The organism is Micromonospora sp. NPDC049559 (assembly GCF_040676675.1).
Lineage (GTDB): Bacteria > Actinomycetota > Actinomycetes > Mycobacteriales > Micromonosporaceae > JBFAPK01.
In genome coordinates this window covers 43,080-68,081 of the sequence record NZ_JBFAPK010000020.1, presented here as the reverse complement: position 1 = coordinate 68,081, position 25,002 = coordinate 43,080, and the positions used below count along the sequence as shown (strand labels likewise).

At 71.4% G+C, this 25,002-nt stretch carries 23 protein-coding genes; 13 read left to right on the top strand and 10 right to left on the bottom strand.

Features of this window, described 5'->3' with window-relative positions; translation table 11 throughout:
* Positions 1–130: 130 nt before the first annotated feature.
* Positions 131–598 carry a (deoxy)nucleoside triphosphate pyrophosphohydrolase gene (locus tag AB0J86_RS21635; protein ID WP_363859369.1) on the bottom strand — a complete coding sequence of 156 codons (468 nt, stop codon included), beginning with the start codon at positions 596–598 and terminating at the stop codon, positions 131–133.
* Between the two features lie 185 nt (positions 599–783).
* On the opposite strand from AB0J86_RS21635, the gene AB0J86_RS21630 reads away from it, so the two are divergent.
* Together AB0J86_RS21630 and AB0J86_RS21625 are read left to right on the top strand one after the other, a co-directional pair.
* The gene (locus AB0J86_RS21630) at positions 784–1,095 is read left to right on the top strand and encodes a 4a-hydroxytetrahydrobiopterin dehydratase (RefSeq protein ID WP_363859441.1); all 312 of its coding nucleotides are present in this window, start codon (positions 784–786) and stop codon (positions 1,093–1,095) included.
* Positions 1,096–1,319: 224 nt separating this feature from the next.
* Positions 1,320–3,263, top strand: coding sequence for a galactose oxidase-like domain-containing protein (locus AB0J86_RS21625; RefSeq protein ID WP_363859368.1), 1,944 nt, complete (start codon positions 1,320–1,322; stop codon positions 3,261–3,263).
* Positions 3,264–3,332: 69 nt separating this feature from the next.
* On the opposite strand, the gene AB0J86_RS21620 is transcribed toward AB0J86_RS21625, so the two are convergent.
* The gene (locus tag AB0J86_RS21620) at positions 3,333–4,445 is read right to left on the bottom strand and encodes a glycoside hydrolase family 6 protein (protein WP_363859367.1); all 1,113 of its coding nucleotides are present in this window, start codon (positions 4,443–4,445) and stop codon (positions 3,333–3,335) included.
* 134 nt (positions 4,446–4,579) lie between these two features.
* Between AB0J86_RS21620 and AB0J86_RS21615 the strand changes: the two genes are divergently transcribed.
* Positions 4,580–6,559 carry a glycosyltransferase family 2 protein gene (locus AB0J86_RS21615; protein ID WP_363859366.1) on the top strand — a complete coding sequence of 660 codons (1,980 nt, stop codon included), beginning with the start codon at positions 4,580–4,582 and terminating at the stop codon, positions 6,557–6,559.
* Positions 6,560–6,684: 125 nt separating this feature from the next.
* Here AB0J86_RS21615 and AB0J86_RS21610 read toward each other — a convergent pair whose 3' ends face one another.
* Positions 6,685–7,440, bottom strand: a complete 756-nt coding sequence (locus AB0J86_RS21610) for a hypothetical protein (protein ID WP_363859365.1) — start codon at positions 7,438–7,440, stop codon at positions 6,685–6,687.
* 414 nt (positions 7,441–7,854) lie between these two features.
* On the opposite strand from AB0J86_RS21610, the gene AB0J86_RS21605 reads away from it, so the two are divergent.
* Positions 7,855–8,157 (top strand): hypothetical protein, encoded by a 303-nt coding sequence (locus tag AB0J86_RS21605; RefSeq protein WP_363859364.1) that lies wholly within the window; start codon positions 7,855–7,857, stop codon positions 8,155–8,157.
* A 26-nt stretch (positions 8,158–8,183) separates the two neighbouring features.
* On the opposite strand, the gene AB0J86_RS21600 is transcribed toward AB0J86_RS21605, so the two are convergent.
* Complete coding sequence (locus AB0J86_RS21600) at positions 8,184–8,645, bottom strand: hypothetical protein (protein WP_363859363.1); 462 nt, start codon at positions 8,643–8,645, stop codon at positions 8,184–8,186.
* A 158-nt stretch (positions 8,646–8,803) separates the two neighbouring features.
* Here AB0J86_RS21600 and AB0J86_RS21595 point away from each other — a divergent pair, with 158 nt between their 5' ends.
* Both AB0J86_RS21595 and AB0J86_RS21590 read left to right on the top strand, forming a co-directional pair.
* On the top strand, positions 8,804–9,166 hold the full coding sequence (locus tag AB0J86_RS21595; protein WP_363859362.1) for a PH domain-containing protein: 363 nt from the start codon (positions 8,804–8,806) through the stop codon (positions 9,164–9,166).
* A 141-nt stretch (positions 9,167–9,307) separates the two neighbouring features.
* On the top strand, positions 9,308–9,670 hold the full coding sequence (locus tag AB0J86_RS21590) for a PH domain-containing protein (RefSeq protein ID WP_363859440.1): 363 nt from the start codon (positions 9,308–9,310) through the stop codon (positions 9,668–9,670).
* Positions 9,671–9,803: 133 nt separating this feature from the next.
* On the opposite strand, the gene AB0J86_RS21585 is transcribed toward AB0J86_RS21590, so the two are convergent.
* On the bottom strand, positions 9,804–9,995 hold the full coding sequence (locus AB0J86_RS21585; protein ID WP_363859361.1) for a hypothetical protein: 192 nt from the start codon (positions 9,993–9,995) through the stop codon (positions 9,804–9,806).
* Between the two features lie 418 nt (positions 9,996–10,413).
* Between AB0J86_RS21585 and AB0J86_RS21580 the strand changes: the two genes are divergently transcribed.
* Complete coding sequence (locus tag AB0J86_RS21580) at positions 10,414–11,319, top strand: hypothetical protein (RefSeq protein ID WP_363859360.1); 906 nt, start codon at positions 10,414–10,416, stop codon at positions 11,317–11,319.
* A gap of 40 nt (positions 11,320–11,359) precedes the next feature.
* On the opposite strand, the gene AB0J86_RS21575 is transcribed toward AB0J86_RS21580, so the two are convergent.
* Positions 11,360–12,085, bottom strand: a complete 726-nt coding sequence (locus tag AB0J86_RS21575; protein WP_363859439.1) for an XRE family transcriptional regulator — start codon at positions 12,083–12,085, stop codon at positions 11,360–11,362.
* A gap of 266 nt (positions 12,086–12,351) precedes the next feature.
* Here AB0J86_RS21575 and AB0J86_RS21570 point away from each other — a divergent pair, with 266 nt between their 5' ends.
* Together AB0J86_RS21570 and AB0J86_RS21565 are read left to right on the top strand one after the other, a co-directional pair.
* Positions 12,352–12,549, top strand: coding sequence for a hypothetical protein (locus AB0J86_RS21570; protein ID WP_363859359.1), 198 nt, complete (start codon positions 12,352–12,354; stop codon positions 12,547–12,549).
* 308 nt (positions 12,550–12,857) lie between these two features.
* Positions 12,858–14,093 carry an MFS transporter gene (locus AB0J86_RS21565; RefSeq protein ID WP_363859358.1) on the top strand — a complete coding sequence of 412 codons (1,236 nt, stop codon included), beginning with the start codon at positions 12,858–12,860 and terminating at the stop codon, positions 14,091–14,093.
* Positions 14,094–14,206: 113 nt separating this feature from the next.
* On the opposite strand, the gene ychF is transcribed toward AB0J86_RS21565, so the two are convergent.
* From ychF to AB0J86_RS21545, 4 genes are all read right to left on the bottom strand, one after another.
* A complete protein-coding gene (gene ychF / locus AB0J86_RS21560; RefSeq protein ID WP_363859357.1) occupies positions 14,207–15,292 on the bottom strand; it encodes a redox-regulated ATPase YchF in 1,086 nt (361 codons plus the stop codon).
* Between the two features lie 191 nt (positions 15,293–15,483).
* Entirely contained in the window at positions 15,484–16,386 is a 903-nt protein-coding gene (locus AB0J86_RS21555; protein WP_363859356.1) for a carbohydrate ABC transporter permease, read from the bottom strand.
* Positions 16,383–17,279: a sugar ABC transporter permease gene (locus tag AB0J86_RS21550; protein WP_363859355.1), complete on the bottom strand. Its 897-nt coding sequence runs from the start codon at positions 17,277–17,279 to the stop codon at positions 16,383–16,385. Before AB0J86_RS21550 ends, AB0J86_RS21555 begins: the two co-directional genes overlap by 4 nt.
* A 143-nt stretch (positions 17,280–17,422) precedes the next feature.
* Positions 17,423–18,688 (bottom strand): ABC transporter substrate-binding protein, encoded by a 1,266-nt coding sequence (locus AB0J86_RS21545; protein WP_363859354.1) that lies wholly within the window; start codon positions 18,686–18,688, stop codon positions 17,423–17,425.
* Positions 18,689–19,024: 336 nt separating this feature from the next.
* On the opposite strand from AB0J86_RS21545, the gene AB0J86_RS21540 reads away from it, so the two are divergent.
* The 4 genes from AB0J86_RS21540 to AB0J86_RS21525 all read left to right on the top strand — a co-directional run bounded on the left by AB0J86_RS21540 (position 19,025) and on the right by AB0J86_RS21525 (position 24,961).
* Positions 19,025–20,581, top strand: a complete 1,557-nt coding sequence (locus tag AB0J86_RS21540) for an AlkA N-terminal domain-containing protein (protein ID WP_363859353.1) — start codon at positions 19,025–19,027, stop codon at positions 20,579–20,581.
* On the top strand, positions 20,578–21,078 hold the full coding sequence (locus AB0J86_RS21535) for a methylated-DNA--[protein]-cysteine S-methyltransferase (RefSeq protein WP_363859352.1): 501 nt from the start codon (positions 20,578–20,580) through the stop codon (positions 21,076–21,078). Before AB0J86_RS21540 ends, AB0J86_RS21535 begins: the two co-directional genes overlap by 4 nt.
* Positions 21,079–21,125: 47 nt before the next feature.
* Positions 21,126–22,928, top strand: a complete 1,803-nt coding sequence (locus AB0J86_RS21530) for an ABC transporter ATP-binding protein (RefSeq protein ID WP_363859351.1) — start codon at positions 21,126–21,128, stop codon at positions 22,926–22,928.
* A gap of 146 nt (positions 22,929–23,074) precedes the next feature.
* A complete protein-coding gene (locus AB0J86_RS21525; RefSeq protein WP_363859350.1) occupies positions 23,075–24,961 on the top strand; it encodes an ABC transporter ATP-binding protein in 1,887 nt (628 codons plus the stop codon).
* Positions 24,962–25,002 lie beyond the last annotated feature (41 nt).

Below are 25,002 nucleotides of genomic sequence, written 5' to 3'. Positions count from 1 at the left end.
CCGGCGACCCCTGTTCCGTACCGTTCCAGCCGACGGACGGCGCCCAGCGGAGGCGGACCGTCGCCGGCCCGGTACCGGTCGCCTTCCGGCGAGCACTTTTCGCTTCTCCACCGACGCGGACCGTAGCCGTTCAGGCGTCGGGGGAACCTTCCAGCAGCGGGCGCAGCGCCGCGACGATGGGCCGGTCCGCCGGCAGCCAGGTCACGCTCTCCAGTTCGTCGGGGCCGAGCCAGCGCAGGTCGGAGTGCTCCAGGGGCCGCGGCCGGTCGTCGCCGAGCAGCGCCGCGGTGTAGACGCGCAGCACCGACCGGCCGTGCCCCAGCGGTACGTCCGGACCGAGCCGGTCGCCGACGCTCACCCGTACCGCGAGTTCCTCGGCGCACTCGCGCACCAGCGCGACGGCGTCGCTCTCGCCCGGCTCGACCTTGCCGCCCGGGAACTCCCACATTCCGGCCACTTCGGGCGGATTTGCCCGAGCGCAGGCCAGCACCTTCCCCGCCGCGATGATGGCCGCGCCGACCACCACCCGCGGTTCCCGCTGGCGCGACTGCCCGGATCGCTCGTCCCGCCCGCCGCTACTCGACCTTTCGGTGTGCACGGGCGTCAAGGGTGCCAGATGAATCGGCGGTTCGGGTGGCTCCGCTGTCCCCACGGTCAACAAGAGAAGGAAGTGTGGGCGTGGACACAAGCAGTCGGCCGACGAAAGACTAGGGAGCACCGACCAAGACACGGGATGGCGACGATTTGGCCACAAGCCGGCAACGACGCCTGGGAGGTGCGATGATGCGTGCGCTCTGGAGCAGCCGGCCCAAGGGCGACTACCTGAGCGACGCGTTGGCCCTGCTGGATGGTTGGACGCGCGAGGACCGGCAACTGAAGCGCACCCTGCTGCTGGACGACGCGCAGCACGCGGCGCTGACCGAGCGGATCAAGGTGGTGTCGGACGCGCTGCACCTGCGCCCCGAGATCCGCCGGCTCGACGGGCACACGCAGATCCGGGTCGGCGCCCGCGACGGCGACGCGATCACCGAGGGCGAGGTCACCCTGGCCGCGCGGATCGAGGACGCGTACCGCGTGGTGACCGGCGCCGAGTGACCTGACCGGCGGCCCGGACGCGCCCCGATCCGGCCCGGCGTGATCCTCGTCTCCCCCGCGGCGTGCCCGCGCCGGCCGCCGGCCCGTGCGGGCCGTCCTTTCCGCAGTTGGCCAGCCCGGCCCGCACGGGCGGCGCATACGACCGCGCCGGGAGGCGGACGGGCCCGATTGCCCGTACGATGCCGCGCCCCTTAGGGTGCTCGGCGTCGGACGGAGAGATGTTGATGAAACACCGAGACGGTCGCCGGCTGCGTAAGCGTTTCCTGTTGAAGGCACTGGCCGCCGCCGTGGTGATCGGCGCGAACACCCCGCCGATCTACTCCTTCGCCTCGGACTACGCCCACGATCGTGAGATCAACAGTGCGGAGTACAAGGCCAGGTACGGGTTCTGGCAGGTCGTCGAGCTGCCGCCGGCGGTACGCGTCAACGCGATCCACGCCGCGCTGCTGGACACCGGCAAGCTCCTGATCATCGCGGGCTCCGGCAACGACCAGGCGCAGTTCGACGCGGGCACCTTCAAGACGCTGGTCTACGACCCGAACACCGGGCGGACCAAGCTCGTGCCGACCCCGACGGACCTCTTCTGCGCGGGGCACGCGTTCCTGCCCGACGGCAAGCTGCTCGTCGCCGGCGGCACGCTCCGGTACGAGGTGCTGAAGGCCGACGTGAAGTACGCCGGCGGCACGATGGTGGTCAAGAACGAGTCCCCCGACGGGGCGGCGCGCACCTTCCCGAAGGGCACGGAGTTCGTGGCGCCGAACGGCAAGCGGTACCGGGCCGCCGCCGAGTTCACCGTCCCGCCCGCGACGAAGACCCTGCGGAAGAACGGCCCGGCCCTGGTCACCGCGAGCCAGACCACGCTCTGGGTGGACGCGGTCGAGCCGGGCGGCCAGTCGATCAGCACCCGGCAGACGCAGTACACCGTCACGGGCCTGACCGGCGACGACGCCCGCAACATCTACGGGCTCTCCGACCGGATGAGCCTCGACAAGCAGGACTTCCAGGGGCGCAAGGAGACCTACGAGTTCAACCCGCGCACCGAGCAGTACGAGCGGGTCGACGACATGTCGGAGAAGCGCTGGTACCCGACGCTGACCGGGCTCGACGACGGCAAGGTGCTCGCCACCTCCGGTCTGGACGGCAAGGGCGAGGTCGTCGACGGTACGCAGAACGAGATCTACGACCCGAAGACCAAGAAGTGGACGGTCCGGCCGGACCTGGCCCGCTACTTCCCGACGTACCCGGCGCTGTTCCAGACCGCGACCGCGGACCGGCTCTTCTACAGCGGTTCCAACGCCGGCTACGGCCCGGCCGACAAGGGCCGCGAGCCCGGCTTCTGGAACCTCGGCGACAACACCTTCCAGCCGGTACCGGGGCTGCGCGACCCCGACCTGCTGGAGACCAGCGGCTCCGGCTGGGTCGGGCCGGTGCAGGACCAGAAGATCATGGTGGTCGGCGGCGGCGGGGTGGGCGAGTCGAACCGTTCGACCGGGCGGATCGACATCATCCGGCTGACCGACCGCAACCCGCACTTCACGCCGGGGCCGTCGCTGCCCGAGGGGACGCGCTACCCCAACCTGGTCCAGTTGCCGGACGACACCACGCTCATCACCGGCGGCTCCAAGGGCTACCGCGGCAAGGGCGACAGCGACAACCACACCGCCCGCATCTACCACCCCGAGACCAACTCGCTGTCGTACGCGGCCGACCCCACCGTGGGACGCGACTACCACAGCGAGGCGCTGCTGCTGCCCGACGGCCGGGTCATGACGATGGGCTCCGACCCGCTCTTCAAGAACAAGCAGAACACCGTCGAGGGCGAGTTCGAGCAGCGGCTGGAGATCTACACCCCCGCCTACCTCTACCAGGGCGCCCGGCCGACGATCGGGGACGGGCCGGCGGCCGTGCAGCGCGGCAGGACCGTCCAGTACGGGGTCTCGGACAACGGCAACGGAATCGCGACCGCCCGACTGATCCGGCCCAGCGCGGTGACCCACGCGACCAACGTGGAGCAGCGTTCGGTCGGGCTCGACCTGCGCCGGATCGGCGACCGGATCGAGCTGACCATCCCGAAGGAGCCGGCGGTGCTGCCGCCGGGCTACTACATGCTCTTCGTGACCGACCGGCGCGGCGTACCGTCGACCGCCAAGTGGGTCCTGGTCCGCTGACGAGCCGTACCGCCGGAACGGGGCCCTCGTCCGCGCGACGGGGCCCCGTTCCGGCAGTCCGGGACTCGCTCAGTTGGAGCGGCGGGCCAGGTCCAGCGCGTACTCGGCCCACCACTGGCCGGCCGGCGGCTCACCCGGCCGGCAGGCCCCGTCCGACTCACCGGGCCGCTTCACCCACAGCAACGCGTCAACCCGCGGCAGACCGGTACGCGTCGTCGGCGCCGTGCCGAGCGCCCGCCCCGGCGGGTTGCACCAGTTCGGGGCCGTACCCGTGCCGCCCGCGCCCGACCACGGGCCGTTGCCGTTGCGGCTGGTGTCGACGACGAAGTGGGCGCCGCCCAGCGCGTCCGAGAGCCGGTTGCCGTAGCCGACGTTCGCCTCGGTGCTGACGAAGTTCGACACGTTGAGGGCGAAGCCGTCCGCCTGTTCGATCCCGGCCGCGCGCAGCGCGCCGGCCAGCGCCCCGATGTCCTTGATCCAGTCCGGGTTGCCGGCGTCCAGGTAGATCCGGGCGCCCGCCCGCCGGAGCACCGAGATCGCCTCGCCGAGCAGCCGGAGCCGCTCGTCCCGTACCGCCCTGCAGGCGTCCAGCGTCTGGGCGACCGCGTCCGGCTCCACCACGACGGTGGCGGGGTGCCCGGAGATGCCGGCGGCGACCGCGTGCACCCACCGCCGGTACGCGGCGCCGTCGGGCGCGCCGCCCGCGGAGTAGCTGCCGCAGTCCCGCTTCGGAATGTAATAGATCACCAGTACCGGCATCTGTTTGCGCCGTTCGGCCTGTACCACCAGGTCCGCTGCCTCGGCGCGGATCCTGCCCGGGTCCGGGTCGGTGAGCCAGTGCGCCACCGGGCGGGCCGCGATCTTGCCGACCTCCCGCGCGTCGTCGGGCCGCCCGGCCGCGGTCAACTCGGTCACCTCCTCGGCCGCCGGGCTGTCCGGGTCGAGGAAGAGGTCCGTACCGGGCAGCGCCGGGCCGCGCACAGCCGCGGGCACATCCTCCACCGACGTACCGGCCACCTCGCCGCCGCTGCCCGGCACGGCCGGGTCGGCGCCGCCGTCCCGGGACTCGGTGCAGCCGCCGGCCATGGCGACCAGTACCGAGCCGGTGACGGCCGCTGCCGCCGCGCGGGCGCGCAGAGCTAGCGCGTGGTGCAGAAGGCCCGTCCGACCGCGTGTAGTCATCCCGTCCGTTCCTCGTCTCGGCGGAGCGCGAACGTCGCACACGCTACCGGTCGGCGCGCCGCCCCGGCCCCGGCAAGAGGCGGTAGCTGACCTAGTATCGGGCCCGACCGATCCGCTGAGGCGTACGTGGGGTAATGGGTGCTGTGAACGGCGACGCCGAAAGTGTTCCCCCGTCCGGCGTACCGGTGGTCCACTCCGGGGGCGCGCTGCCCGACCCGGAGGAGCTGGCCGCGCAGGCCCGGCAGTGGGCCCGGCTCGAACGGTTCAGCCGGCTCGCCGGTCCGGTCGAGGACGTACCGGCGGGTGAGCCGTACCGGGTCCGCTACCGCACCCTGCGCGCGGCGGCCGGCCGCGGCGCGGCCACCAAGACCGCCGTCATCGCGCTGCTCAACCTCGCCTTCGAGGTGGTCTTCTTCTGCTGGCTGCTGCGGCCCAGCCACTTCGCCGAGCCGGACCCGGCCCGTACCGCCACGATCGCCAACATCTTCGTGATCTGCTCGATCGCCCTGGTCGAGCTGCTCCGACTGATCAACGTGGTCTCGCTGTCGCTGGCGTCGCTCGCCGCCCGCGACCCGGTCCCGGTCCGTCCCGACCTCAACCTGCGGGTCGCGTTCCTCACCACGATCGTGCCGAGCAAGGAGCCGATCGCGGTGGTCCGCGAGACGTTGCAGTGGGCGCTGCGGGTGCGCTACCTCGGCCCGTTCCACGTCTGGATCCTGGACGAGGGGAACGACCCCGAGGTGATGCGGATGTGCCACGAGCTGGGCATCCGGCACTTCAGCCGCAAGGAGATCGCGCGCTACAACCAGCCGAGCGGCCCGTTCCGGGCCAAGACCAAGCACGGCAACTACAACGCCTGGGTGGACCAGCACGGCGACTCGTACGACGTGCTGCTCTCGGTCGACCCGGACCACGTACCGCTGGCCAACTTCGCCGAGCGGATCCTCGGCTACTTCCGGGACCCGGACGTCGCGTACGTCGTCGGGCCGCAGTGCTACCGCAACAGCGAAACGTTCGTCACCCAGGCCGCCGAGTCACAGCAGTTCCCGTTCCACAGCGTCATCCAGCGGGCCGCCAACCGGTACGACGCGGCGATGCTCGTCGGCACGAACAACGCGATCCGCATCTCGGCGCTGCGCAGCATCGGGGGTCTCAGCGACTCCATCACCGAGGACATGGCCACCGGCCTGACCATGCACACCGCGCGCAACCCGGAGACGGGCCGGCGCTGGAAGTCGGTCTACACCCCGGACGTCCTCGCCGCCGGCGAGGGACCGTCGGCCTGGAACGACTACTTCAGCCAGCAGCGCCGCTGGTCGCGCGGGACCTTCGAGGTGCTGCTCGGCCTCTTCTGGCGCAAGGTGGTACGGCTGACGCCGGGGCGGCTGCTGCACTACGGCCTGATCACCACCTTCTACCCGTCGATGGCGATCGGGTGGCTGCTCGGTGCCGTCAACGCACTGCTCTTCCTCGCGCTCGGGGTCAGCGGCATCACGGTGGCGCCGACCATCTGGTTCGCCCTCTACGTCGACGCGACGGCCTTCTCGCTCTGGCTGTACCTGAGCAACCGGCGCTACAACGTCAGCCCGTACGAGGCGGAGGACTCCGCCGGCCTCAAGGGCATGCTGATGTCGATGCTCTCCGCGCCGGTCTACGCGGCGATGCTGATCAGCACCGTGCTGCGCCGGCCGGCGAAGTTCGTGGTGACCCCGAAGGGCAGCTCGTCGAGCCGCGACGGGCTGCGGACGTTCCGCAACCACCTCGGCTGGAGCGTCGTGCTGGCCGCCGCGTTGCTGGTGGCGTTCGTGCTCGGGCACGCCACGCCGGCCGCCCTGCTTTGGCCCTGCGTCGCGCTCGCGGTGGCGCTGTCGCCGATCGTGCTCTGGCGCTGGGACGAGTGGCGCACGTCCCGGGCCCGGGCCGCCACGGTGCCGCAGGGCGGGCGACCCGACCGGGTCGGCGACATCACCAGCGAGTTCCCGCTGGTGCGGCTGCCCCAGCACCCGGCCGAGGGGCCGGCGGAGGCGTCGGGAAAGAAGCCGGCCGCCGGTGCCTGGCTGCCCCGGCCCCGCCGGGAGTCCAGGTCCGGCTCCCACGCCGCGGCCGAGCGCTGACGGTCGGCCCCGGCCCGCCGCTCCCCCGGACCTCGGGCCCGCCGCACCGCCCGGATCTCGGGCCGGGGCGCGTCGGAGCTGCACCCTGGCCCGGCATTGTCCGGGGTGGAGCGGGCCGGACGCGGTCAGTGGCGCAGCTTCGCCAGCGCCTGCCGGCCGACCCGTAGTCCGACCACCGCGGGCACGGCCCTGCCGGCCATCCCGCGCATCCCCTTGACCGCCGCCATGCCGGGCATCGCCCTGCCGGCCATCCCGCGCATCCCCTTGACCGCCGCCATGCCGGGCATCACCTTGCCGGCCATCCCGCGCATCCGCCGGCCCGAGGTCCCGAGTCCGCGGGTCCGTCCCCTGACCCCGCGCCAGAACTGTCCCGGCTTCTGCTGCTCCCCGGCGAACGCGGTGACGATGATCAGTCCGCCGGTCAGCGCCGGAATGGCCCACTGCAGCACCCGCAACTGCCGCTGCCGGGCGGCGACGTCCGGCGGCGTACCGTCATGCGGTGCGGTACCGGCCGCCACCGGCGCCTCGGCGCGCTTCTGGAGCTGCCGACCGAGGACCCGGCTGTACCCCGTCACCGCCAGCGCGGCCACCGTGAGCCCGGTCTTGATCGCGCTCATCCGGCCCACGCCGGCCTGGACGGCCATCCGGGGACTCTCGACCACCAGCTCGCCAGCCGCGCCCACCACGTGCGCGCCGATCGCCGCCGCGTTGACCGGAGTCCACCTGGCCCATCCCTCGGAGACCACTCCGAGCCGCTGCTTCGACTCACCGACCTTCTCCGCCGCGCCGTTGAGCCCGACGGCTCCCATCAGCGAACCACCGAACCAGGCCGCCAGACCGAGATCGTGGATCGAACGCAGCATCGTGTGCTGTTCCGCCATGAGACACCCTTCGTCGTACGGGTTCCGCGCGTACCCGCTGAGCTGCGCTTCAATCCGGCCGCCCGCCCCCGCTCGGCGGCGGCGCCCCACCCACGCCCGGCTTGCGCGTCCCGTTCGGGGGCGCGGTGTCCGGTTACGGCCAGCTCGGGCCGGGCCGGCTGCCGCGCTCCGACCTCGGACCCGCCCGCCGTTCCCTCGGACACGGCCGGACGTCCCGGACGCGGACGGGGCGGAGCTGTCGGCCCTGCCAGCGAGCAGCGCACTCGCCCAACCCGCCGCCAGCGGTGTTTATGCTGGTCAACGTAGTCATCCCGGTCGCGGCGGCGCCGACGTCGAGGCGTCGCCGTCCGCCGGACCGCGCGGGCCGACCCCGGGGCCGACCCGCGCGGAGAGCACACGCGGAGGGGAGCGGACGTGGCTGAGGCGCTGGAAGTGACGACGTTCCGGTTGGCCGACGGGCGGACCGGCGCCGACTTCGTCGCCGCGAACGAGGACATCAACGCGTACCTGAAGCGCCAGCACGGTTTCCGGTGGCGCCGGATCACCGAACACGAGGACGGCACGATCGTCGACGTCGTCGCCTGGGAGAGCGTCTCCGACGCCGAGGCGAGCGCGCGCGGCATCATGACCGAGATGGGCGACTCGCCGGTGCACGGCACGATCGACCAGTCGACCGTGGACTTTCGGATCCTCTCGGTGCTGCAACACACCACCTGACCGGGGGACGCCGGTCACTGCCCCGGTCAGGCCTGGCGTACGTAGCTCAGGCCGAAGTCCAGATCCCAGGTCACGCCGTCCTCCGAGCGCTCCCAGCGCGCGTCGATGCTGGCCTCGTCGGCGGTCACGGTGCCGACGAAGCGTTGGTTGAACCCGGGCGCCTCCCGCCAGATCCGCCACTCCCGTCCGGCGAACGTCATCCGGTACACCCGGTGCACGCCCCGGCCGTCGGCGTAGAGCATGGTGAACTCGTCGGTCGCGTCGTCGAACCCGATCACGGCGTACGTCGGGAACGGCGCGTTCTCCCGCCATGCCCGCGGCGTGCCGGCCGGTATCGAGTCGACGTCCACGACCTGCTCCAGGTAACGGCCGCCGTGCCGCCAGGCGAACCCGGTCCACGCCGGACCGACGCCCTCGACCCTCGGCTGCACCGTCCAGCGGCCGACCAGCACGTCGAGCCGGGCCAGTGCGGGATTCCGGTCATTCATCTGCGCGTCTCTCCCTCGGGTCGTCCGCGTCGTTCCGGCACGCTATCAACAGGGTGTGACCATTCCGCCACCGAAGATCATCGCAGTGGCGGCGGCCCTCCCTCGACGCACTCGCCGGGAGCGGGAGCTGCTTTGACACCCGCTCCTAACCTCGGGGCATGGCCAACGTGACGTACGACCGCCGCGAGCAGCTCAGCCAGATCCAGAGCGGGCTGCTCGACGGCGAAGAGGTGATCGCCGTGTACGACGCGATCGGGGCGGGCACCGGCTTCATCGGGCTGACCAACCGACGCGTGATCATCCAGGACAAGTCGTTCGTCGGCAAGAAGGTCGCGATCACCAGCATCCCGCACTCGAAGATCACGAGCGTCAGCGTGGTGAGCAACAAGTCCTGGGGCGGCTCCTTCTTCTCCACCGGCGCCATCGCCATCCACGTCGGTACGCACACCTACGAGGTGGAGTTCCGCGGCGACCAGAAGAGCCACCACGCGCACAACGTCATCCTGCACTTCATCTCGTGACGCCGCGCCCGCGCGCCGGCGCCGACACCACGCGGTGCGTCCGAACCGCCGAAACTACCCCGGGCCGGGCGCGCCGTCCGAAGTGGACCCGCCCGTCGGGGCCCCGGCGCGGACTCTAACCTTTGCGACATGTCAGACGTCATCGAGAACGTTACGTACGACAAGGAAAGCCAGCTGGAGCAGGTCCAGAGCGGGCTGCTCGACGGGGAACAGGTGATCGCGGTCTACGACGCCATCGGCGCGGGCACCGGCTTCATCGGCCTGACCAACCGCCGGGTGCTGATCCAGGACAAGTCCTTCGTCGGCGGAAAGGTCGCGATCACCAGCATCCCGTACTCCAAGATCAGCAGCGTCAGCGTGGTGAGCAACAAGTCCTGGGCCGGATCGTTCTTCTCCAGCGGTGCGATCGCCATCCACGTCGGCTCGCACACCTACGAGGTGGAGTTCCGCGGCGACGAGAAGAGCCATCACGTGCACAACACGATCCTGAACAACATTTCCTGAGCGCCGGCGGGGCAGGCGGCGTTGTCCCGGGCGCCCGGGGCGGGGCGGCCCGGGACAGCGCCGCCGCTCCGCGCCGGGCGCGTAACGTCCGGGGCGCGATCGGCCGGGTACGCCCGGCCGGCTACCGGTGGCCTCAGACGGCGTCGCGGGCGCCGGTCCAGGGCAGACCGAGGTACCGCCCCCGCCCCGGGCCGACCGGCGAACCGATCACACCGGCACGCTCCAGCTTCGGCACCAGCCCACCGGGTACGTAGACCAGTTCGCCCGCGCTGTGCTGCCGGCCACTGCTGTCGGTCCAGTTCTGCGCGAGTCGTACGGCGACCATCGTGACCTCCACTTCCCAAGCGGGTCGCGTCGTCCTGCCGTACGGATTGCCCCGCCGGCACCCAAGGGCAAACCGCGCGCCGGGTGTCCGCTTTCCCGCATGCCGCACGGGGTTGGTCGAGGTCGACGACGGCCGCCGAGCAGCGCTCGGCCGGGCGTTGACCCGGGAACCGACGCAGCCGCCGCCGGCGATCGCGGGCCCTGCCGCGATGCCGGATAACTACCCCCACGTCGAGCGACCGCCCTGATACATTCGCGCTTCGCTTCGATCGAAAGAGGGATCCAGCATGACCGGCACGGGGGCCGATCCGGGCGCGGAATCCACGGCGGAGCCGGTAGCGACTCCGCCGGCTACACCGACGCCGGCAACGTCGACGCCGGAGGCTTCAGCGCCAAACGCGTTCGGTCCTGTTCCGACCGTGCCGCCCGCGCCCGACCCGGCCCCGGCCGGCGGCGACGGCGCTGGCGGCAGCAGCCCGACGCTGGCCTACGACCCGTACCCGCCGCTCGCGGGGGCGCACCCGGCCGGCCCGTCCATGGTGGCCCCGCCCTTCGGACCGCAGCCCTGGCAGAGCCCCGCCCCACCGGCGTCCCGCGACCGCGGTCTGCTCATCGCTGCCGTGATCACGGGCGTGGTGCTGCTGGTGGCCTGCTCCGGCCTGGTCGGCGGGCTCTTCCTGCTGCGCGGCACGAACACCGCGGAAGCCGACCGGGCACCGCAGGCGCCGCCACCGGGCGGGATGCGATCGCCCACGGCCGGCCAGGGCCCGACCGGGAGCGCCGCACCCGAGGCGGGCGGAGAGTCGGTACAGCAGGGGCCGCAGGCCAGCGAGTACCCCCCGACCAACACTTCCGACCTGGACAGCCTCTGCGAGGAGAGCACCTTCTTCCCGCAGTTGCCGAAACGCGCCGGCAAGGCCCCCCATCCGGTGGTACTGCTCGTCGGCGGCGAATCGGGGGGCCGTTACCAGGACGGTACCTACTACTTCGACGAGGGCCTCTCGTCGAGCGTGGAGCAGACCTGGGCGGCCGAGAATCCGGGCAAGGTGCAGCTGGTCGCCTGCCTCGACCGGGTCCGCACCGGCTCGACGATCCGCAGCTGCAAGTACGACGACCCCAGGCCGGAGACCCTGACGCTGCTGCGGGCCGACTGGCACCTGCGCGTGTACGAGGCGGCGACCGGCCGGAAGCTGCTGGACAAGCCCATGCCGGGCGACGACCGGAGCTGCCCGTACGTCGTGCTGACCGGCGCCGACAAGAAGATCTACGCGAGCGTCAGCAACCGGGCGAAGCTCGGTGCCCTCCGCAACCTCGTGAAGAAGTAGGTCGGCGCCGGCCTCCGAGGTGTCCGGGCGGCCCGGAACCCTACTCCGGCTCGGGCCGCCGGTCGTACCGCGCCAGCGTCGCCTTGTTCGTGCTCGCGTCCTGGAAGACCAGCTCCCACGGGCCGGTGTTCACGTCCATCTCCTTGCCGAAGCCGACCCATTTGCCGGCCAGCCGGCGCCCGGTCGGCTCGGCCAGGAGCTGGATCGCGCCGTGGTAGCGGGCACCCCGGTAGTACCCCTCCGGCGCGGTTTGTTCGACCCACGTTCCGGTGATGACATTGCCGTCCACGGTCAGGTCCATGGTGAGCGGCGCGTCGGACGACCCGGGCAGGCTCCGCACGGTGAGCCGGTCGCCGTGCTGGAGCAGCACCACGAAGTGCCGACCGGTGAACGTGTCGCTCCGGCCCGAGCTGTAGTACTCGTACCGGGACAGCCACACGCCGGAGTAGTTGCCGACCGGCGCGGTGCGCGGCACCGGGCCACCGTTCGGTACCGGCGTGGCCGCCACTGGCGCCTCCAGGTCGTGACCGCCCTGCCCATCGTCCGAGACACGAACCCGCGGTACGGCCACGGTGAAGCCCAGCGAGGCGATCGGCAGACCCGTGACGGCCTCCAGGGCACGCGCGTACGCCGGTCGCGGTGAGGCGATAGCGCCCGCTTCCCAGCGCTGCACGAGACGCTTGTTGGCGTCGTTGGGCACCCCGGCGCGGTCGCCGGCCTCCCGAAGCGCGCGGGCGAAGTCGTCCTGGCTCATGAGCAGGCCCATACGCACGGCCCGCAGCGTCGCGTTTGGAGTGACCGTCACGAGGCGAGCCTAACGCCAGCGTCGCCGGAATGTCACCCCATATGACGTCGGAATGTCACCCCAAGCGCCGTCGCAAGCAGCGACATTCCGACGACATTCTGTACCCAGCCCATGGCGACCGGTCCGATCGTTCCGACGAAGCCCGGTCGTTGCGGGTGGGAAGCACACACCGGCGAGAAGGGCCCGCCACCCGGGGCCGCCCGCCACGCACGAGAGAGGGGTACCTCATGACGATCTTGGTCGTCGCTCCACGCGAACTGCCAAAGAGCGGGACGGTCCGGGTGTGGATCGACGCTGGCAGCGGCGCGGGCGGGCAGAGGATCAGCGTGCCCGTCGGGGACCTTCAGGTGGCCGACCTGGACAGCGGAGAGGGCAGGTACGCGCTCTACACGCTCCTGCGATTGCCCCGCCCAGAGCATAGGTGAATGGGTCGAGGCTGCCTGGCTCTGTCTACGCCGGTTGCTGTCAAGGTCGCTGTCGACAGCCGCGCGGATCGCGGCAGAAGAGTGCGTCTTGCTGGTGGTCGCGACTGCGGGGTATGGTGCCCGGCATGTCCTCACCGCGTAAGTCCTAGCTGTCACGCTCCGACACGCGGGTGGAGTCTGCCCTTTTTCGGGCGGCTTCCGGTGATCATTCCCCTTCCGCCGTGATGCCGTGCATCACGCGGTACCCGCGTGTCTGTCGAGCCCGTGACGGCGCGCCGTGTCGGCGCATCCATCGACAGGACTTCACCATGGACATCCTCACCCCGACGCCGCCTCGCAACCTGTGGCGTCAACCCGACTTTCGACTGCTGCTCGGCGGGCGACTGGTCTCCCAACTAGGCGACCAGCTTCAGTTCCTCGCCCTGCCGCTCCTTACCGTGGCCCTAACCGGGTCATCAACGCAGGCCGGCATCGTGCTCGGCCTCCAGACCATCGTCTACCTCGTCTTCGGACTCGTGGCCGGCGCTCTGGTCGACCGCTGGGATCGCAAGACCACGATGATCTGGTGCGAAATCGGACGCGGGTCTCTGACCGCTACCATTCCCATCGCCGCAGCGTCCGGCGTACTCGGTATGCCGCAGCTGTTTGCCATCGCGGTCGCGAACGGCGTGCTCAGCACGCTGTTCGGGGCGGCGAACAGCTCGGCGTTGCCGAACATCGTCACCAAGGCCCAGCTTCCTAGCGCACTCGGAGCGGTCGGAGCGACGTCCAACACGCTCCGGATCGTCGGCGCCTCCGTGGCTGGCGTCGCCTACGCCCTGGGGCGGATGATCCCGTTCGGGTTCAACGCCGTCTCGTTCCTGGCCTCGGCAGCAACCCTGCGGGCCATCCGTGCCGACTTCCAGCAGGAACGACCCACGGCTACGGCGCCTCCGCGCGAGCTCGTGGCCGACATCAGGCACGGCCTGTCCTGGCTGTGGCATAAACCAGTGATCCGAACGCTAGCCCTGCTCGACGCGGGAGACAGCCTGCGTTACGGCGCCGGCTACATCCTGATCATTATGCTCGCTCAGCACCTGCACGCGAACCCCACACAGGTCGGGACCGTCTTCACCGGCGCCGCAATCGGTGCTCTTCTCGGGAGCCTGCTGGCTCCAGCACTCACCCGCCGGTTCCCACTCGGGAAACTGTCCATCGCCATGTTGTGGGTCGAGGCCGTAGCCTTCCCCTTCTACGCGGTGGCACCGACGTGGTGGCTGCTTCTGGTCGTGGCGTTCGCTGAGTCGGTGGTGTCGCCGATCTACAACGTCGCCCTCGACTCCTACCGACTCAGCGTCACCCCCGATGCTCTCCGTGGCCGAGTCACCAGCGCGATCGACACCCTCACCAGCGGAGCCACCGCCATTGGAACCATGGCCAGCGGCGCCTTGATCGCACTGTTCGGAGCGCCGACCCTGACCATCGTTCTGACCGGATGGCTCACGCTCCTCGCACTCGCGGCGACACTGAGCAGAACAGTCCGCACGGCCACAGCGACAGACTGACACGATGATCTCCCGTGGCCGCACGACGAGGCCACGGGAGACATCCGGAATTCGGCACGAGCGGACGCAGGTCAGCCGTACGCCGCCACGCTCTGTGACCGAATGCCCTGACTTCAGACGTTGAAGCGGAACTCGACCACGTCGCCGTCCTGCATGACGTAGTCCTTGCCCTCGATCCGTACCTTGCCGGCGGCCTTGGCCGCGGCCATCGACCCGGCCGCCATCAGGTCGTCGTACGAGACGATCTCGGCCTTGATGAAGCCGCGCTGGAAGTCGGAGTGGATCACACCGGCCGCCTCGGGGGCGGTGGCGCCGACCGGGACGGTCCAGGCCCGCGCCTCCTTGGGCCCGGCGGTCAGGTACGTCTGCAGCCCGAGGGTGCGGAAGCCGACCCGGATCAGCTGGTTGAGTCCCGGTTCGGGCTGCCCGATCGACTCCAGCAGTTCCCGGGCCTCCTCCTCGGGCAGGTCGATCAGCTCCGACTCGACCTTGGCGTCCATGAAGACCGCCTCGGCCGGGGCGACCAGCTGGCGCAGCTCGTCCAGGAACTCGGGGTTGCCCAGCTCGGCCTCGTCGACGTTGAAGACGTACAGGAAGGGCTTGGTGGTGAGCAGGTGCAGCTCGCGCAGCTCGGCCACGTCGATGCCGGCGCCCGCGGCGCCGGCGTAGAGCGTCACCCCGCTGTCCAGCAGCTCGACGGCCTTCTTGGCGGCCGCCACGGTCGCCGCCCGGTCCTTGCGGAGCTTGGCTTCCTTCTCCAGCCGGGGCAGCGCCTTCTCGACGGTCTGCAGGTCGGCGAGGATCAGCTCGGTGTTGATCGTTTCGATGTCGTCGGCGGGCGAGACCTTGCCGTCGACGTGCACGACGTTCGGGTCGGAGAAGGCCCGGACCACCTGGCAGATGGCGGCGGCGTCGCGGATGTTGGCCAGGAACGCGTTGCCCCGGCCCTGCCCCTTCGAGGCGCCCCGGACCAGGCCGGCGATGTCGACGAACGAGACCGGCGCCGGGACCACCTTCTGCGACTCGAAGAGGTCGGCGAGCTTCTGCAACCGCTCGTCCGGCAGCCCGACCACGCCCACGTTGGGCTCGATCGTGGCGAACGGGTAGTTCGCCGCCAGCACCTCGTTCTTCGTGAGCGCGTTGAACAGGGTGCTCTTGCCGACGTTGGGCAGGCCGACGATGCCGATGCTGAGACTCACGGGAGGCCAGTCTACGCAGGTACCCGCGGCACCGGCCCGCCGCGCCCGCCAGCCCCGCCCGCGCGCCCGCCACAACGGCGCCGCCCCGCCGATCTAGGGAGAATCGTCGTGAGTTGATCTCTAATCACGACGATTTGCCCTAGATCGGCGGGGCGGGGGCCTGCCCGGGTGCGGGCCGGGGGTCCGGTGGGTCAGCTCTTGACGGAGCCGGCCATCAGACCGCCGATGAACCACCGGCCGAGCACCACGTAGACGACCAGGGTCGGCAACGAGGTGATCAACGCTCCGGCCATCGAGGCGGCGTAGTCGGGCGACTGCGCGCCGGCCAAGGCGTTCAGGGCGATGGTGATCGGCCCGTTCCGCGTGTTCGAGAGGAAGATCGCGAACAGGTAGTCGTTCCAGGCCGAGGTGAACTGCCAGATCACGGTCACCACGAAGCCGGGGATCGAGATCGGCAGGATGAGCGAGAAGAAGGTACGCAGCAGGCCCGCCCCGTCGACCCGCCCGGCCTCGATCAGCTCTTCCGGCACCGTGGTGGCGTAGTAGTTCCGGAAGATCAGCGTGCAGATCGGGATGCCGTAGACGCAGTGCACGAAGACCAGCGTCGGGATGCCCGGCTGGATGTTCATCGCGGTCACGATGTCCCGCAGCGGGATCATCACGGCCTGGTACGGGATGAACATGCCGAACAGGATCAGCGTGAAGACCACGTCCGCGCCGGGGAAGCGCCAGCGGGACAGGACGAACCCGTTGGCCGAGCCGATGATCGACGAGATCAGCGCGACCGGGATCGCCAGCTCGAACGTACGCAGGAACGACGGTCCGAGCGCGTCCCACGCCTTGCCCCACGACGCGGTCGTCCAGACCTTCGGCAGGTTCCACTGACCGGTCACCCCGATCTCGGAACCCGACTTGAAGCTCGTGACGACGAGGACGTACGCCGGCATCAGCACGATGATCAGGAAGAGGATCAGGATCGCGTACTTGACCGTCCGGCCGAGCACCGACGTGGCCGTCAGGTCCCGGCCGCGCTTGCGGCTCGCGGCCGGCACGACCGCCCGGGGTGGCGGCGGCGCGGTGGTTGTCGTGGTCACGAGCGTCGCTCCGCCCTGGTGGTGTGGATGAGGTACGGCACGATCACGATCGCCACGAGCAGCAGCAGGATCACCGAGATCGCCGCGGCCTTGGCGTAGTCGCTGGTGAGCAGGCTCTGCCAGACGTAGACCGCCGGGACCTCGGTCAGCCACTGGGCGCCCGAGACCGACATGATCAGGTCGAACATCTTCATCGACATGTGGCCCACGATGATCAGCGCGGAGAGCGCGACCGGGGTCAGCTGCGGGAAGAGCACGTGCCGGTACAGCTGGTAGGTGCTCGTACCGTCCATCACCGCCGCCTCGCGCAGCTCCTGCGGGATGCCGCGGAAGCCGGCCAGGAAGAGCGCCATGACGTACCCGGAGAGCTGCCAGATGGCCGGTACCGCCATCGCCGCCATGCCCCAGTTCGGGTCGGTCCACCACTTGGTTTCGAGGAAGCCGAGGTGGAGCTGACCGAAGATCCAGTTCAGGCCGCCGGCGTCGTCACCCTGGGCCGAGTTCATCAGCCAACGCCAGACCACACCGGAGGCGACGAACGAGATCGCCATCGGGAACAGGTAGATCGTCCGGAACACGCCCTCGGCCTTCACGCCGCGTTCGAGCAGGAACGCCCAGAGCAGGCCGAGCAGCATCGTGCCGACCATGAACACCACGGTGAAGATCAGCAGATTCTTCAACGAGTGCACGAACCGGCCGTTGATGTCGTTGGTGAACAGGTCGGTGTAGTTCTGCAGGCCGACGAACCCCTTGGAGCCCAGCGCGTTGTGCTGGTCGGAGAGCGAGACCTTCACGGTCCAGGCGATCAGGCCGTACACGAAGATCGCCAGCAGGACCAGGGATGGGGAGATCAGCAGCAGACCTGGTCCCCATCGTTTGATTCGAGTGCGCATCGGAACCTCTATGTGCTGCGGGCCGCCTCAGGCGGCGGTACGCGGATGAGATCGGTCATGGACGCGGACCCCCGCCTGCCACGGCCACGGTGCGGCGGGTCTGGGGTTGGCCCGGACCCGCCGCACGCGATTTGGGGTAGTTCCTACTTCTTGGCGAACTGCTTGGCGCCGGCCGCCATCGCCTTCTGCAGCTCCCCGACGTTCTGGTCGCTGGAGAACTTGCCGAGCGCGGAGTTGGCCGCCCCCTGGAAGCCCTGCGAGCAGGCCGAACCGTGGGCGCAGGACGGGACCTGGGTCGCCGTCTTCCAGGCCGCGATCGCGGTCTGCTGGTAGGCCGGGTAGTCGGCCGCGTTGGCGTCGGTACGTGCCGGGATCGAGCCCTTCTTGGTGTTGAAGGCCTTCTGCCCCTCGGCGCTACCCACGGTCTTCAGCCAGCACTTGGTGCCCTCGGGGTTCTTCGCCCCCTTCGGCAGCACGAACGAGTCGGCCAGCCACTGGAAGGTCTCGCCGTTGCCCGGGAAGACCGAGTAGCCGTAGTCCTTGAAGCCCTTGGCGTCGAGGTCGGCGGCCTCCCAGTCACCCATCAGCTGGTAGCCGGCCTTGCCGTCCATCACCAGCTTCTCGGCGTCGGTCCAGTCGAAGGTGTCCCGGTCCTTGTTCGAGTAGCTGAGCAGCTTCTTGAAGTCCTCGATGCCCTTGGCGACGTCGGCACCGTTCCAGTCGGTGCTGCCGTTCCAGAGGCCGGTGAACTTCTCCGGGCCGAGGTCGGTGATCAGGACGGACTCGAGCAGCATCAGCTGGGTCCAGTCCTTGCCGACCGCCAGCGGCGCCGCGACGCCGCTGTTCTTGAGCTTGTCGAGGTTGGCGAAGAGCTCGTCCAGGCTCTTCGGCTCGCTCGTGATACCGGCCTTGCTCAGGACGCTCTTGTTGCTCCACAGCACGTTGGCGCGGTGGATGTTCGACGGCACCGAGTAGATCTTGCCGTCGACGGTCAGGTTGTCGAGCAGGCCCTTCGGGAGCGCCTCGGTGAGGCCCCACTCCTTGTACTGGGCGCTCAGGTCCTCGATCTGCCCGGCGTTGATGTAGTCCTGCAGCTCGGCACCGGCGTGCGCCTGGAACGTGTCCGGCGGGTCGCCCTGCTGGAGCCGGGACGCGAGTACCTGCTTGGCGTTGGCGCCGGCGCCGCCGGCCACCGCCCCGTTGACGAACGTGTAGTCGGGGCAGGCGGTACCGAAGGTGCTGACCAGTCCGTCCAGACCGGCCTTCTCACCACCATCCGCCCACCAGGTGAAGACCTCGACATTCTTACCGCCGCTGCCGCCGCTGTCGTCCCCGCTGCCACAGGCAGCCGGCGCCAACAGGGCCGCGACGCCGACGACGGCGAGCGCGGTGCGTCGCGTAAAGCGCATCGTCCCCTCATTTCGGTTCATGCATGGTGGTGATACGGAGCTGTTTCACGTTGTGTTGCAGCAAGTCACAGTGCTCTCGACCGAGCGCGTTGTCAACGATGTCAAGCACCGGACGACGCAGATCACTCTGTGTTGCCCAGCACCTCGCGGAGCGCTGATCAGCAGGCCACAAATCGGCGTCAACCAGGCATCGCTCGGGCTTCAATCCGGTATCGGAATGGTCACGACGACCCGCCGACGTCGCGCTGTCACCCTCCGTGGTCGACGGGCACATCGCCGTACGGTGACGTCCGATTTCCGCGAGCCACCGGTACCGTGGCGGGGCACGATTGCCACATGGAGCTGGACTTCGAACGCTGCTACCGGGCAGTCGACAGCCGCGACCAGCGCTTCGACGGCTGGTTCTACACCGGCGTCACGTCGACGGGCATCTACTGCCGCCCGTCCTGCCCCGCTACCACCCCGAAACGGGAGAACGTCCGATTCTTCCCGTCCGCGGCGGCCGCCCAGCGGGCCGGCCTGCGGGCGTGCCGGCGCTGCCGCCCGGACGCCGCCCCCGGCTCCCCCGAGTGGGACGTCCGCGCGGACGTGGTCGGCCGGGCGATGCGGCTGATCTCCGACGGCGTGGTCGACCGGGACGGGGTGCCCGGGCTCGCCGCCCGCCTCGGCTACACCGAGCGGCACCTGCACCGGATGCTCACCGCCGAGCTGGGCGCCGGGCCGCTGGCGCTGGCCCGGGCGCAGCGGGCGCAGACCGCCCGCATCCTGGTCGAGACGACCGACCTCGGTCTCGCGGAGATCGCCTTCGCCGCCGGCTTCGGCAGCGTGCGGCAGTTCAACGACACGATCCGGGAGGTGTACGCGGCGGCGCCGTCCCAGCTGCGGGCCGGCGTCCGGGGCCGGCCGGCCGCGAACGGGGCGGGCACGATCAGCCTCCGGCTCGCGTACCGCCCGCCCCTGCACGCCGGCGCGCTGCTCGACTTCCTCGCGCTGCGCGCGATCCCCGGCGTGGAGGAGCTGCGCGACGGGACGTACCGCCGGGGCCTGCGCCTGCCGCACGGACCGGCCGAGGTCGCCCTGACGCCGCTGCCGGAGTACGTCGCCGCCACGCTGCGCCTGACCGACGTGCGGGACCTGGCGCCGGCGGTGGCGCGCTGCCGGCGGCTGCTCGACCTGGACGCCGACCCGGAGGCGATCGACGCGACCCTCGGCGCGGACCCGGCGCTCGCCGAGGCGGTACGCAAGGAGCCCGGCGTACGGGTGCCCCGGGCCGTGGACGGTTTCGAGATGGTGGTCCGCGCGATCGTCGGGCAGCAGGTCTCCGTCGCCGGGGCCCGCACCGTGCTCAGCCGTCTCGCCGCCGCCGCGCGCGCGGCCGGCGACGCCGGAGACCCGACCGCCCGCGCGGCCGGCGCCCCCGAGGACCCGACCGCCCGCGGGACCGACGACGCCGAGAACCCGGCCGCCCGCGCCGCCCGGGAGGGCGAGGACGCCGCCGGGGCGCCGGCCGACCGGCTCGGGACCTTCCCGACCGCGGCCGAGGTGGCGGCGCTGCCCGACGCGGTGTTCGCCATGCCGGTCGCGCGGCGCGAGACGATCCGTACCGTCGCCCGGCACGTCGCCGCCGGGGAGCTCGACCTCGACCCGGGCGGGGACCGCAACGAGCTCGTCCGGCGCCTGACGGCGCTGCCCGGCATCGGCGGCTGGACCGCCGGGTACGTCGCCCTGCGCGGCCTCGGCGACCCCGACACGTTCCTCTCCGGTGACCTGGCGGTCCGGCGCGGCGCGACGGCGCTCGGCCTGCCCGGCGACCCGAAAGCCCTGGAAGAACACGCGACCGCCTGGCGGCCCTGGCGCTCGTACTCCGTGATCAGACTCTGGAGAGCCTCATGACCAACCTGTACCGCGGCACCCTCGACACCCCCGCCGGCCCGCTGACCGTCCTCGCCACCGGCGAGGGCGTGGTCCGCGCCGCCGGCTTCACCGCCGACGCCGACGTGCTGGCGGCCCGGATCCACCCGTCGCTGGCCGGCCCGGTGCTGCCCCGCGCGGACCTCGGCCCGATCACCCGCGCGGTCAGGTCCTATCTGGATGGTGACCTGACGGCGATCGACGAGGTCCCGGTCGAGCAGCACACCGGCGGCGAGTTCATGGGCCGGGCCTGGCGGGTGCTCCGCGAGGTCAAGGCGGGCGAGCCGGTCACGTACACCGGCTTCGCGGCGCTGGCCGGCCAGCCCCGGGCGGTCCGCGCCGCCGCCGCGGCCTGCGCCCGCAACGGCATCGCGCTCTTCGTACCGTGCCACCGGGTGCTGCGTACCGACGGCGGGCTCGGCGGCTTCCGCTGGGGTCTCGACGTGAAAAAGTGGCTTCTCGGGCACGAGGCGCGGTGACGGCAAGCTGACTCTTACTAATAGCAATTTGCCGATACCGTCGAGGGGTGCCCGCGGATCGTGACCCCTCGCCGCGCCCGACCGCCCGCCCGCACCCCCTGACCAGCCTGTGGCGCCTGCGGCGCTACGTCCGCCCGTACGCCTGGCAACTCTGCTGGTTGCTGGTCGCCGCGTTCGCCGCCACCGCCGCGGGCATCGGCATCCCGCTGGTGATCCGGCAGGTGGTGGACGGCCCGATCGCGGCGCGGGACCGGGAGGGGTTGTTCTGGCTCGGCGGGCTGGCGCTGCTGCTGGGGCTCGTCGAGGCATTTCTGATCTTCATCCGGCGCTGGGTCCAGTCGTCCCTGGCGGTCGGGATGGAGGCAACCATCCGGGACGACCTCTACGCGCAGCTGCAACGGCTGCACGTCGGCTTCCACGACCGCTGGCAGTCGGGGCAGCTGCTCTCGCGGGCCACCATCGACCTCTCGGTGATCAGGCGGTTCCTCTCCTTCGGGCTGATCTTCATGATCGTCAACACCGCCACCTACCTCACCGTCACGGTGCTGCTGATCGGGCTGCACCCCGTACTCGGGCTGCTCGTGGCGACCAGCGCCGTACCGCTCTTCCTGGTCAGCCGCCGGTTCACCCGGACGTACCTGATCGCCTCCCGGCGGATGCAGGACGAGCTGGGCGACGTCGCCACGCTGGTCGAGGAGTCGGCCCAGGGGCTGCGCACCGTCAAGGCGTTCGGCCGCCGGCCGCAGATGGCGGCGCGCTTCGCCGCCGGCACCCGGCAGCTGCACGACACCGCGATCGGCAAGAACCGGCTGCTCGCCCGCACCTCGGCGCTGTTCGACCTGGTACCGAACCTCACCCTCGCCGTGGTGCTGGTCGCCGGCGCCGTGGCGGCGGCACACGGCGCGCTGACCATCGGCGAGTTGGTCGCGTTCGTCACGCTCCAGCTCATGCTCATCTGGCCGATCGAGTCGCTCGGCTGGATCATCGCGAACGCCCAGGAGGCGACGACCGCCGCCGACCGGGTGCTGGAGGTCCTCGACACCGAACCGGCCGTCGTCGACCGGCCGGCGGCCGTACCCCTGGTCGGCTCCGACGTCGACGGCGCGCTGCGGTTCGAGGGCGTCGAGTTCGGCTACCCCGGTGGCCCGCCGGTGCTCGCCGGCGTCGACCTGGTCGTCCGCCCCGGCGAGACGCTCGCCGTCGTGGGCGCCACCGGCAGCGGCAAGACCAGCCTGCTCTCGCTGGTGCCCCGGCTGCACGACGTCACCGCCGGGCGGGTCACCCTGGACGGCCGGGACATCCGCGACGTCCGGCTCGCGTCGCTGCGGCGGGTGGTCGGCGTCGCGTTCGAGGAGCCCACCCTCTTCTCCATGTCGATCTGGGAGAACCTCACCCTGGGCCGCGCCGACGCGAGCGAGGAGGAGGTCTGCGCCGCCCTCGACGTGGCCCAGGCCAACTTCGTGCACGACCTGCCCTGGGGCCTGGCCACCCGGGTCGGCGAGCAAGGGCTGTCGCTCTCCGGCGGGCAGCGGCAGCGGATCGCGCTGGCCCGGGCGGTGCTCGGCCAACCCCGGGTGCTCGTGCTCGACGACCCGCTCTCGGCGCTGGACGTGCACACCGAGGCGCTGGTCGAGCGGGCCCTGGGTCACCTGTTACGGGAGACCACGGCACTGCTGGTGGTGCACCGCCCGTCGACCATCGCGCTCGCCGACCGGGTGGCGCTGCTCGCCGGGGGCCGGATCGCGGCCGTCGGTACCCACTCCGAGCTGCTCGCCACCGTGCCGGCGTACCGCGCGCTGCTCTCCGCCACCGCCGGTAGCCCGGACGACGTCGGACTCGTCCGCTCGTGACCGCCACCGAACCCACCGCCGACCCCGGCACCGCGACCGGCCCGGGCCACCACCCGCGCCCGCGACCGGCGCCCCCGCCGCACCGGCCCGGACCCCCGCCGCTCCCGCCCGGGTCCGCGCCGGCGGCCCCGGCTCCCCCGCCGGCCGTGCCGGGCCAGCGCCGGGCGCCCGGGCAGCGCCCGCCGGAGTCCCTCGACATCACCCGCTGGCGTGGGCTCGCCACCGAACCCGACGCCGACCGGACCAGCGCCGAGGCCGCCACCCCCGGCTCGCCCGCCCGGTTGCGCCGGCGCAGCCGGGCGCTGCTCGGCTCGCTGCTGCGGCCGCACCGGCGGCTGCTCGCGGTGACGGTGCTCCTGCTGCTGTTGCAGAACGCCGCCGGCATGGCCGGCCCGTACCTGGTCATGCTCGGCATCGACCGGGCCATCCCGCCGATCCGCGAGGACGGCTCGTACGCGACGCTGGCCGCCATCGCCACCGTCTTCCTCGTCGCCGCGGCGGCGGAGTACGTCGGCAAGCGCGGCTTCCTCACCCTCTCCGCCCGGGTCGGCCAGGCCGTCCTGCTCGACCTGCGGCGCCGGGTGTACGACCACTTCCTGCGCCTCTCGGTCGGTTTCCACGAGCGGTACACCTCCGGGCGGGTGGTGGCCCGGCTCACCAGCGACATGGACTCGATCTCGGAGCTGGTCGACGGCGGCATCGACGACCTGGTCCTGGCCGGGCTGTCGATCGTCTCGGTCGCCGGCATCCTGCTCTGGCTGGACCCGCCGCTGGCCGGGGTCACCCTGCTGGCGTTCCCGTTCCTGCTCTGGCTCTCTCGCTGGTTCGCGCTCGCCTCGGCCGCCGCCTACCGCCGCACCCGCGAGGCGATCGCGCTGGTCATCGTGCACTTCGTGGAGTCGCTCGGCGGGATCCGCGCGGTGCAGGCGTTCCGCCGCGAACCCCGCAACCAGCAGATCTTCGCGGCCGTCAACGACGACCACCGGCGGGCGAACCTGCGGGCCTTCCGGCTCATCGCCACGTACTCGCCGGGAATCAAGGTGATCGGCAACGTGACGATCGCGGTCGTCCTGACGTACGGCGGATGGCGGGTGCTGGGCGGGCACACCGAGATCGGGGTGCTCGCCGCGTTCCTGCTCTACCTGCGCCGGTTCTTCGAGCCGATGCAGGAGCTGAGCCAGTTCTACAACGCGCTGCAGTCGGCCACCGCGGCGCTGGAGAAGCTCGCCGGGGTCCTCGACGAGCAGCCGGGGGTGGCGGAGCCGGGCCGCCCGCTCCCGCTGCCGACCGGCCCGCGGCGGGGCGCGATCGACTTCCGCGGGGTCCGCTTCGGCTACCGGCCCGACGCGCCGATCCTGCCGGAGCTGACCCTGCACATCCCGGCCGGGCAGACCGTGGCGCTGGTCGGGGCGACCGGTGCCGGCAAGTCGACGGTGGCGAAGCTGGTCTCCCGCTTCTACGACCCGAGCGCCGGCGCCGTCACCCTCGGCGGGGTGGACCTGCGCGACCTGCGCGACGCCGACCTGCGCCGGGCGGTCGTGATGGTGACCCAGGAGAACCACCTCTTCGCCGGCTCGATCGCGGACAACATCCGGTTCGGCCGGCCGGACGCCTCGGACGAGGAGGTGGCGGCGGCGGCCCGCGCGATCGGGGCGCACGAGTTCATCGCCGCCCTGCCCGACGGGTACGCCACCGACGTGCACCGGCGCGGCGGCCGGCTCTCCGCCGGGCAGCGGCAGTTGGTCGCCTTCGCCCGCGCGTTCCTGGCCGACCCGACCGTACTGATCCTGGACGAGGCGACCTCCTCGCTCGACGTACCGAGCGAGCGGCTGGTCCAGCACGCGCTGCGCTCGATCCTCGCCGACCGTACGGCCATCGTGATCGCGCACCGGCTCTCCACCGTGGAGATCGCGGACCGGGTGCTCGTGCTCGACGCGGGACGCGTGGTCGAAGACGGCGCGCCCGCGGCCCTGATCTCCGGCGGCGGTCGCTACGCGGCCCTGCACCAGCAGTGGCTCGACTCCCTGGTCTGAGCGGCGCCCGCCGGGGTCATCCCCGCCGCCGCGAGCGGCAC